Origin of the sequence: Methylocystis sp. (assembly GCF_051061225.1) — a bacterium.
Lineage (GTDB): Bacteria > Pseudomonadota > Alphaproteobacteria > Rhizobiales > Beijerinckiaceae > Methylocystis.
In genome coordinates this window covers 40355-48548 of the sequence record NZ_JBPFEB010000144.1, presented here as the reverse complement: position 1 = coordinate 48548, position 8194 = coordinate 40355, and the positions used below count along the sequence as shown (strand labels likewise).

8 protein-coding genes are annotated in these 8194 nt (G+C 63.1%); all 8 read left to right on the top strand.

The window, feature by feature from the left end; all coding sequences use genetic code 11:
- Positions 1–103 precede the first annotated feature (103 nt).
- The 8 genes from ACR652_RS24705 to ACR652_RS24670 all read left to right on the top strand — a co-directional run bounded on the left by ACR652_RS24705 (position 104) and on the right by ACR652_RS24670 (position 8181).
- On the top strand, positions 104–1720 hold the full coding sequence (locus tag ACR652_RS24705) for a hypothetical protein (protein WP_434509122.1): 1617 nt from the start codon (positions 104–106) through the stop codon (positions 1718–1720).
- The gene (locus ACR652_RS24700; RefSeq protein ID WP_434509121.1) at positions 1717–1950 is read left to right on the top strand and encodes a hypothetical protein; all 234 of its coding nucleotides are present in this window, start codon (positions 1717–1719) and stop codon (positions 1948–1950) included. Before ACR652_RS24705 ends, ACR652_RS24700 begins: the two co-directional genes overlap by 4 nt.
- The gene (locus tag ACR652_RS24695; RefSeq protein ID WP_434509120.1) at positions 1938–2666 is read left to right on the top strand and encodes a hypothetical protein; all 729 of its coding nucleotides are present in this window, start codon (positions 1938–1940) and stop codon (positions 2664–2666) included. Before ACR652_RS24700 ends, ACR652_RS24695 begins: the two co-directional genes overlap by 13 nt.
- 65 nt (positions 2667–2731) lie before the next feature.
- Positions 2732–3499 (top strand): hypothetical protein, encoded by a 768-nt coding sequence (locus ACR652_RS24690; RefSeq protein ID WP_434509119.1) that lies wholly within the window; start codon positions 2732–2734, stop codon positions 3497–3499.
- Positions 3500–3501: 2 nt separating this feature from the next.
- Positions 3502–4950, top strand: coding sequence for a hypothetical protein (locus tag ACR652_RS24685; protein ID WP_434509118.1), 1449 nt, complete (start codon positions 3502–3504; stop codon positions 4948–4950).
- Positions 4950–6383: a hypothetical protein gene (locus ACR652_RS24680; RefSeq protein ID WP_434509117.1), complete on the top strand. Its 1434-nt coding sequence runs from the start codon at positions 4950–4952 to the stop codon at positions 6381–6383. The genes ACR652_RS24685 and ACR652_RS24680 overlap by 1 nt, the downstream gene beginning before the upstream one ends.
- A complete protein-coding gene (locus ACR652_RS24675) occupies positions 6380–7888 on the top strand; it encodes a hypothetical protein (protein WP_434509116.1) in 1509 nt (502 codons plus the stop codon). Before ACR652_RS24680 ends, ACR652_RS24675 begins: the two co-directional genes overlap by 4 nt.
- Entirely contained in the window at positions 7885–8181 is a 297-nt protein-coding gene (locus ACR652_RS24670) for a hypothetical protein (protein ID WP_434509115.1), read from the top strand. Before ACR652_RS24675 ends, ACR652_RS24670 begins: the two co-directional genes overlap by 4 nt.
- The last annotated feature ends 13 nt before the right edge of the window (positions 8182–8194 follow it).

Here is an 8194-nt window from a genome sequence, read left to right as displayed (position 1 = left end):
AGTTGGAAGCGGAGATGTTGCAGGACTTGGCCCGCGTGTCGATTGAGCCGACGCGGATCGCGTACCCCGATAGCGCGGCCGACTGGGGGTCCTCACTCTACTGATGCCTGACCGTCGTGTAAGGGATTTCCAGAACGGGTTTGCGGGTGGCGCGAACCCGATGGCAGGCTCAGGCATCGCCCCGTTGGATCAGTACGCGAGCGTGACGAACATGCGGCTGATCCGGAACCAGGAGTTGGCGAAGCGGCCGGGATTGCGCTCGCTCGGGACGACGGTCGCAAACCATGTGCTCTATCCGTGGTGGGGGGTCACTGGGGTTGCTGCCGCAACGCCGGCCATTCTTGATCTGGGGAGTGATTCGGGAAGCATTACCCCGAAGGGCCGAACGATGGGGTACGGAACGCCGACACGGACCCCGGTTCTGGCCACGACGAGCACGCTTACTGCGACAACCGGCACACCCGATGTGTCCATTTACGCCGCGAGTTTCCGCGACGGCTCCAGCGACTGCATGTATATCGGCTGTCGCACTTATGGAATGCTGAAGTGGAACGGCACGACCATCACGGAGAACGTCGGCACGACTCTCACGGCTGGCATGGGTCAGCTCTGGGTCTACAACCAGCGCTTGTTCGGATGCAAGGGCGGGTGGCGGGCGAGCGCCGTCAGTGGGGAGCGCACTCCAACGCTCTACTGGTCGGGCCTCAACAACGGCGATTCGCTGAACGATGTGTCTGCCGGTGGTGGTTCGGCCAACATCCGGGCGTATGGTCGGCAGATGAACATTGCCGGCGGGTTTGCGCTTGGGGGATCGAATTACATCCTGCAAGAGGGCGCGATCAGCGTTTTTCGCGGGACGACGTTCGATGACATCAACATCACGGCTGGTGCGGTCGGTGTCTCCCCGAACATCGGCCTCCCTTTTGTCTGGGAAGTCATTGATGACACGGCCTACATCGTCACCTCGGAGGGCCTATACCTCCTGACGGAAGCTGGTGGGGTCACGCCAGCGGGCACCCCAGAGTACCCTGACCCCCTTGCACAGGCGATGCTGGAGTTTTCAGACCTATATAGTCGCACCAACAACCAAGTGGCACCGTGGTTCATTCTCGACAACGCACGGCGTCGGGAGGTCTGGATAGTCGCATCTTTCTACCAACCCGTCGCAAACACATTCACGTCCAAGCTGTTCATCTACAACACACAACTCGGGCGATTCACCGGGACTGGCCAGTTCGGCTTTCACGTTGAGTTCGCCACCACGGTTCCGTTGGAGTTTCAGCCGTCTGTTAGTGACATGCTGTTCGTGAACGGGTCAAATGTCTACGGCACGGATTTCTTCTTCCAGGCGCAGAACGTCTTTACGGACAACGGCAGCAACTACGAGTCAGCGGTCCAGTTCCGCCGGATGTACACCGTGGATGATCCCGCCTCGATCAAGTCATGGCGTCAGGCCACCGTGCAGATGGGATCAGGTGCTGGCATCACACCCCTGACCGCTGGCGCAGCCACGGGTGCGGTCGCGAAGTACGTCACGAATATTGGCGGCACCGTTACGGCATCTGCCTCACTGGTCGCGCAGACGGCTGGGCTGGTGCAACTCTCTGGTCAGGGGCCGTTTGTCGATCTGACCGTCACCGACAACGGGACGATCAGTGTCGGGTGGAGCATCCTGCGAGCCGAAGCAGAAGGCTATGCCTACACACGGCGGAACGGATGAGACTTCTCCTGCTGGCCGTGGTGCTGGTGGCGTGCGTGAGTGCTACCGCACCGCGCCCATACTGCGTTGCCAAGGGCGATACGACCGGACTCGGGCCGCTCTATCAGTCGAAAGATTCCGTCATCGTCGCGTGCCTCTTTCTCACCGAGCCCGCAGGGCGCTGCTTCGACACGCCGCCCCATCGGTTCACGGCGCGTGATTGTGTGGTCGGAGACAAATGGAAAGGCTGACCGACCCGAAAGCAGAGGCCCAGTTCAAGCAGATGCAGCGGGCCTTGCAGGGGCAACTCGTCCCGCGAACGGTGACGGCAGCGGCCACGCTCCAGTTGACGGACTACCTCGTCGCCTGCGATGCGACCAGCGCGGGGTTCACGCTGTCGCTGCCTCCCGTCATTCAGGCCAAGGGGATGACGTTCCTGGTGGTCAAGGTGGATTCGAGCGCGAACGCGGTGACGCTGGACGGGAACGGCTCGGAGACGATCAACGGGGCGACGACGCAAGCCCTCTCCGCGCAATGGGCGCAAGCCCAACTCTACTGCGACGGGTCCCAGTGGATCGCGTTTCTGATCGGGACGGCAGCAGCGCAGCCGTACACGCCGAGCACGTGGACACCGACCGACGCGAGTGGCGCGGGGCTGACGTTCACGACGCCAGCGGGCACGTACGAGAAGATTGGGCGGCTCGTGATCGCCCGATTCGCGCTCACATATCCGGCGACTGCAGACGCAACGGCCGCGCAGATCGGCGGCCTGCCCTTCACGGTCGCCAACAATAACGCGGCACGGCAAGGCTTCGTCTCAACGACGGACGAGGCCACGCTCGCCTCGCTCCAACCGCAGGCGAACGGCACGACGTTTTTTCCGATCACCAGTACCGGCGGGACGATCACGAACGCCACGCTGAGCGGTAACGTGATTTTCGGAACACTGATCTACCCCGCCGCCTAACCCCACCCTCTGACACTCCCCACAGGGCTCCGCACTCGCGGGGCCTTTTGCTTTAGGAGCACTCTATGTCATCATGGCTTGCCAACGCGACAGGCGTTCACATCTCGCCGCACAAGAGCTACATCGATCGCAAGCAACTTGGCAGCGCGGTCGGGCATCTCGCGCCACTCGCGGCAGCATTCATCCCCGGACTGCAACCGCTGGCGATCGCGGGGATCGGGGCCGCAGGAGCCGCCGCAGGGAAAGCCATCCAGCCGGGCTCCAACTTCGGGGACATTCTTGGGGCAGGGGCGCGCGGTGGGGCAACGAGCTACGCTGGTGCGAAGATCGCCAAAGCGCTCGGGTATGGCGGGACCGACGCGGCCAACCAAGCGTCCTCCACCGCGACTGATGCGGCCGGCGATGTCGGGGAAGAAGCGATCGGAGCGGCCGAACGCTTCGGCACGCAAGGCACAAAAGCCCTTGATGCCGTGCACCCGATGGCGGGGCTCAAGCAGCAACTCGCGTCGATGCCCTTCGCGGACAAGCTCGCGCTGGGCTCAACGGCATTACAGGGCATCGGTGGCGTCGCTGGCGGAATCGCACAGGGTCAGCAGGCGCAATTCGAGCGCGACAAGTACAACGAGATGGCCCCGATCCGACAGCAGGCGATGCAGCAGTTGGGTGGTCAGATGCAGGCCCCGACACCGTTCCAGTTCCAGAGCCCGTTCGCGCAGCAGCAACCACAGTCCATGCCGGGCGCACCGCAGGGGCAAGGGCTTGATCCGGCCTCACAGTGGGCCGCGATCCTCAAAGCCCGTGGGTTGCCGGGCCTCTCGCCGGGAGGGCGCTGACCATGCCGATGCAGACCAGACGCCCCCGAGCTCCGACCGACCCGAACGCGCCGCAGGGCGACCCCGCGCAGGCTCCGCAACAGCCGCCGCAGATCCATCAGGCCCCGACCTTCTCGCAGTTGCAATCGCAAGGGTACGCCCGCCCTGCTCCTCAGCAGCAGCCACGCCCTGACGCCAACTACCTCGCACAAGCGAGAGCGCAGGAGGCAGCCCACCCCGGTTCAGTCTCGAAGGATTTCCTGCCCGGCGGAAGCATGGCAGGGCCGCAGATCGGACAGGCTCCGCAAGGCGGTGCGATGATGTCGATGCACAAGGACCCGACGCTGGACGGGGACGTTCCGACGTTCGATCAGCCGACCGACGACTCGCAGGTCACTTCGCACACGACCACCGGCACCGGCAACCCGCCGACGAACACGGGGACCAAACCAACCGACCCGACGAAGCCGACGCCCTTCAACCCGCAGGGCCAGCAGTTCGCGCAGACGTTGCAGTCAATGTTCGGCAACTGGAAGCCACAGGGCCAGTTCGAGGGCCAATCACAACAGACCCAAGCCCCGACATTCACGCCGGGCGCCAATCCGTTCACCCCGCAGGGCTTCCAAGGCTCGTATCAGGCGCAGCAGGCACCGGGCGCTCAATTCACGCCGCAGTTCCAAGGCCCGAACAACCCGCTCGCGAACCAGACGACCGGCGCGGTCCAGAGCTTCTTGCAGAACCCGAACGGCTTCAACTCGGATGCGGTGAAGCAGAGTTACGGCTACCTCTCGGGGCAGATCGATCAGGACTTCAACCAAGGTCAACTCGCACTCCGCGACGAGATGGCGAAGCGCGGGCTGAGTGAATCCTCGATCAACGGCGAGCGGTCGAACATCTTGCTTGGCAACCGTCGCTCGGCACAAGAGGATCTGGCCTCGAGACTGCTCACGCAGCAGGCGGAATCACAGACAGGGGCGCAGCAGGCCGCGATCCAAGCGGCACTCGGGTACGGCAACCAGAACTTCAATCAGGGGCTGGGCGCCTATCAGGCGAACGCCGGCACGAACAACCAGAACTTCCAGCAAGCCTTGGCCACCGCCGCGTTTCAGGGCGACCAGAACGCGATGGCGATCATGCAGAACATGGGGATTCAGGGCTTCAACAACGCCGCAGGCCAGCAGGGCTATCAGAACCAGCAGACGCAACAGAACCAGAATTTTCAGAACCAGATGCAGTCGGCGGGCTTCAACGCCGGCCAGAACCAGCAGGGGTTCCAGAACGCACTGGCAGGCTACGGGGCGAACCTTCAGGGCCAGCAGCAGGGCTTCAACCAGCAGCAGCAGCTCCTGAGTCAGTTGCTGGGCTATGAGCAGCAGGGCTTCCAGAACCAGTTGGGGACCGCGCAACTCAACGCGCAGCAACAGCAGTGGTATCAGCAGTATCTGGCGCAACTCGCACAGGCAGGTAAGTGATGCCACTCAACGGATTGTCGGCCCTTTTGGGACTCTCGGGCGGCGCACAGGGAGTCGCGCAGGGGCTGAACCAGTGGGGCGCGTCGAGGCAGCGTCAGTCCGAGCAGACGTTGCAGCGTGACCAGATGGCGCAGCAGTTGGAGATCGCCAAAGCAAACTTGGCCGCGCAGATGGCGCAAAGCGGCTTCGTGGCCCAGCCCCCGAATGTTCCACGTGGAACATCGAATGCCACGCCAAGCGCCTCGAACAATCCGCAGTTCGTGGACATGCACGCCCACGCCCCACCGGCACCAGCAGCGCCGAGCGTGCCGGAGATCACCAACGAGCAATTCGGCTACTCCCCGACGCTGGACGTACCGGAACAGCAACCAGCCACGATCCCGCCAGTTCAGCAACAGATTGCGCCAACCCCCAGCGCAAGCGCGATTCCTAGCGCCACTACCGGGGCTCCTCCAACCTTCGCACAGCCCCAAACAGTCTCGGCGCTCGGGCAGCAGTTCACGCGACCAGCAGATTACGAGTCGCCTGAAATGCAGCGCCTGAAGCTCGCGGAGCAGTTCCGGATCAACGCTGAAGCGCGGGCGGCTGCCGCCAAGGTGCCGACGAAGGTGAAGGTGGTCCAGCCGGACGGCACGGTCGTCTTTGTCGATCCGAACGCCCCGCCGGCAGGGCTCAAGGAACGCGGACCCGCTGGCGCCCAGCCGGCCATGCACGAAGTTACGAACCCAGACGGGAGCAAGACGCTGCAACCCGTGCAGGCAGGAATGCAGATCGCCCCGCCCTCGAAGGTGGCCGTGAAGCCACTCGCCGCGCCGATCGCAGCGAAGGTCGGCCAGTTCGGGGAGATGCTCAAGAAGTACGAGGACCTGACCAAGAGCATGGAATCGCTGGACGTAGGGGTCGGAAACACGGCAGCTAGGGATCTCTCGGAGCATGGGCTTCATGTCCCGCTATTCGGCACCATTCCCGGCACGAAGGGCATCGGGTCGGCGCTGATGAACCACACGCCGGAATACGCACGGTATCAGGCGGCGCTCTCTCCGTTCTATCTCGCTGCGGCGCACGCGCTGTCTGGCGCACGCATCAACCAGGATCAGGTGGAGCAGATCCGGAAGTCCATCGAGATCGCACCGGGAGATTTTGCGAACAAGGAAGTTCGGGCGCAGAAAGAGAAGAACATCATCGACCTCATCAACTCCATCGGTGGGTCGCTACCGGAAGATGCGATCGCGGATCAAGAGAACCAGATGAGCCCTGAAGCGATCGCCATGATTACCGAGCGTGGGTACAAGCCCCGCAAGAAGGGGACTGCCACCCCAGCGTCGAGCAATAGTTCGGTGAGCGATGCCGACTTTGCGCGTGCGTGGGCCGCAGGGAAGCGCACAGAGGCCGATATTGCCGCGTGGGTCAAAGCCAACCCGAAAACGCCATGAGCGAAACACCCGAAGAACGCGCCAAACGGCTGGGCCTGACGGGAGCTACGTCTGAGACTCCCGAAGCACGAGCGAAACGACTTGGGTTGACGGATGATGCTGAACCGGAAGCGAACTACGCCCAGCAGGCACTTGGCGGTATCGCGGCCTTGGGTCGTCATATCGCGCCAGAACTCCAAACAGCCGCCCGCGCCCTGACACGGGAAGGTGGATTGCGCGAACTCGTGGGCCAGATCGGGAGTGCTCCCCCATCGATCGGTGACGCGCTCCGGTACGCCATCAATCCCACCAGCGTGCTCTCGGACCTGCAAGGCAGGATGGAGCAGACCCCGAGTTATGCCCGCGCTCAATCGGACATTCAACGCGCTGAGGATAGCAACCCCGTGAGTGGGGCTAATAGCGTCATCGGAGCTGTCGTGAACGCGGCACCGCTGGCGGAAGCGGGGCTGTCCGGCCTGAAGCAATTGGTACTGTCGCCGGAAGGCGGGCTGTCAAAGACTCGCGTGGTCGGGAAGCCCATCGCAGCCGCGAAGCGTGGACTGGCGAGCATGTACCGCAATTCCCTTGGTATAGAGGAGCCTATCGCGAGCGCCATGCAGGGTTCGCGGGGCCAGTTGGCCTTGGTTCCACGAAGCGCCGGACCAACAGCATTAGCACCCGCCGAGCAGACGAACGTCGAGGGATTTCTCGGCAACAGCATGGACAATCTGGCAAACGTCATCCCCAGCGAAGCGGAAAGCGGGCAAGCCCTCAAGCGGCTGCTGACGCTGGAGTCAGACGCCGCACCAGCCTCAACACTGGCCGAAGTCGCGACCCAGCCCGAGGGCCAGCCCTACAGACCCAAGTGGGGCAACCCAACCAAGGCGCAACTGGAATGGCGTCAGAAGAACGTCGTGGAGCCAGCCAAGGCGAGAGCCGCCGCACCCGCTGATATCTCGAACGTCTCGGAACTCGGGCTGGACGATCTGCTGGCGCTCTCCGTTGACTCGCGTCAGAAGGGCGTGCCGATGCAGAAGTTGAACACGCTCCGGTCGATGTTCTTTGGGGATGCTGCAGAAGGCGGGGCCGTCAAAGGCGCGGGCCGTTCGGGCAAGCCGGGGATCGGTGAAACGCTGGCGGATTCGGTGATTGCGAAAGGGGCGAAGGGACTGACCCGCGACGAGTTCTTGGGTTCGCCCAAAATCACATCGACACGCAACGCCGACGCACTGCGACCAAAACTGCTCAGGTCTACAGAGGCCGCACCGCCCGAGCCGTTCATCCACGGCCTCACTGCCAAGGTATCGCCGGACGGGATCGCGGTGCTTGATGGAGACAAGGTTGTCGGGAGTTACAACTTCGGCGAAACGCTGGTGGTTGATCCCGCATACCGGAAGCGGGGAATCGCAGAGGAGATGGTCTATCAGTGGCGGTCGCGTCACCCGCAAGCCCCACCAGCCGACGCCAGAACTAAGGTCGCGCAGCACATCCAAGAAAACGTCTGGAATCGCCTTCAACGCAAATGACCCTCGCCGCGCAACTCCTCGAGACGGCGAAGCAGCCGGAAGTCTCACTGAGCATGTCCGTGGCCGCGATCGTCGCACTCGGAAAAGTTTGGGACAAGTGGATCGGCTCGAAGCGGGACCATGAGTTCCGGCGGTATCGCCAAGAGCAGTCGAAGCGGTTCGATGAGCATGTCGAAGCTGACCAGACCGCGTTCGCCAAAATCAATACGTCGCTGGCCGTGCTTGAGGTCGGGGTCGGGACATTGCAGAAGGAAGTGAGCAAAGTGCACGACCGCATGTTCGACCAACGCTAACCGGGAGTCTCCT